General features: G+C 72.1%; 1 pseudogene. It reads right to left on the bottom strand.

The window, feature by feature from the left end:
- A pseudogene (locus tag AX744_RS20780) lies at window positions 1–1,609 on the bottom strand (hypothetical protein); the annotation flags it as partial.

Raw genomic sequence — 1,609 nt, 5'->3', positions numbered from 1 at the left:
GGCTGCCCCGCCGCGGTGGTGCGCCACCCGAGGGTGGTGTAGACGAGGCTGTTGCTGGCCACGGTCTGGCGGGCTTTGCGAATCGCGTCCCACGCCTGATCCTTGCCGCGGCGGGTGGTGGACTCGATGAGGTTCGGCCAGGGCAGCGCCTGCGCCCAGGTGCCGGTGCGCAGCTGCTCCTCGTCGAACTTCACGAGGGTCGATTCGATCTGCGGGTGGCCGGTCTCCTCGTCGGCGACGGCGTTACCGCGGGCGTCGCGGACGTAGCGGTAGAACCGGATCGCAATCATGTGCGGCGAGCGGGCGATCTCGCTGTCGGTGCCGTCGTCCTCCACGGCGACGGTCTCGATCTCGGCCCAGCCGTTGAGGACCGCGGTGTAGCGCGGCTCCCACTTCTGCTTGCCGTCCTCGTCGGCATCATCGGCGAGCACCCACTTCACGCTGACGGTGATCCCGTCGACGACGTCGTACTCCTCGCGCTTGATCACGGCCCGCTTGCCCGAGTCCCCGCCATCGAACCGGGGGCCGCGGCCGCCGTTACCCTTGCCGCCGCCGGCGCCGCCGGCTGCACCGCCGGTCTGGAACGAGACGTTGAGGGTGCGGGGGTCGCGGGCGGGCTTCTCGCCGGCCGCGTCGACGTCGGCGGTCTCGGGAGCATCGGCTTCGGCCGGGACGGTGCCGAGGGCGGCGGTGACATCGGCGGGGACGTCGAGACCGGCGATCTGGTACGTGTCGCGGGCGATCTCCGCGGCCTCGCGGACGGTCGCGGCGAGCTCGTCACGGGCAGACTCGGCGCGCTCGCTCAGATGGTCGGCGATCAGCGGCTGCAGCGACGTGACCCGCTCGAGCCGCTTGGACGACTCGCGCGCCCACGCCTCGGCGTTGCGCTCGGCGATGCCACGGTCCTGACCCTGGGCGTCCAGCTGCGCCCGAGCCTCTTTGCGGCAGATCTCCACCTGGACGAGCAGCTTCGCGGCTTCGGCCGCGGCATCCAGCGCGGTGGCGTCGTCGACAGAGATCTCGACGAGCGTGTCGGTGGTGCCACCGGCGTCCAGGTGGTCGGTGAAGTCGGCCTTGCGGTCGGTGAGCGCCGGCAGGTAGGCGCGGGCTTCGATGCGCTCGCGCAGCAGCTGCGCGGTCACGGATGCGGCGCGCTTGTAGCCGGCGTGGTCGTTGTCGACGACCAGGTGCACGCGGCCGCCGCGGAAGTGGTCGACGAGCTCGGCGGGGAACGCGGTGGCGCCGCCGGCGTTAGTCGTGGCCACCAGGCCCTGCGCGATCGCGTTGTCGGCGTCCTTCTCCCCCTCGAGCAGCCAGACATCGCCGCCGGCCGTGACGGCGTCGGTGACGGCGCGGAGGTTGTACAGCAGGGGGGCGAAGCCTTCGGGCTTGCGCTTGACGAACCGGCCGTTGGCGCCGCGGTAGCTCTGGGTGAAGCGCTTGTGCCGGACGCCGTCGACGACGGTCTCCTCGCGGTGCACCCGCTGCTGCACGACGCCGTCGACGTCGACGTACTCGTAGGCCTTCACTCGCTCCCACTTGGCGCCGGTCAGATCCGCGGCCGGGGTGGCGAGCTCTTCGCGGGTCAGGCGGGGCGGCAGTGCCGGGC

It is taken from the genome of Microbacterium sp. CCH5-D1 (assembly GCF_001557335.1).
GTDB lineage: Bacteria > Actinomycetota > Actinomycetes > Actinomycetales > Microbacteriaceae > Microbacterium > Microbacterium oxydans.
Note: the sequence above shows the minus strand (reverse complement) of the source record. Positions and strands in the feature narration are given on the sequence as shown.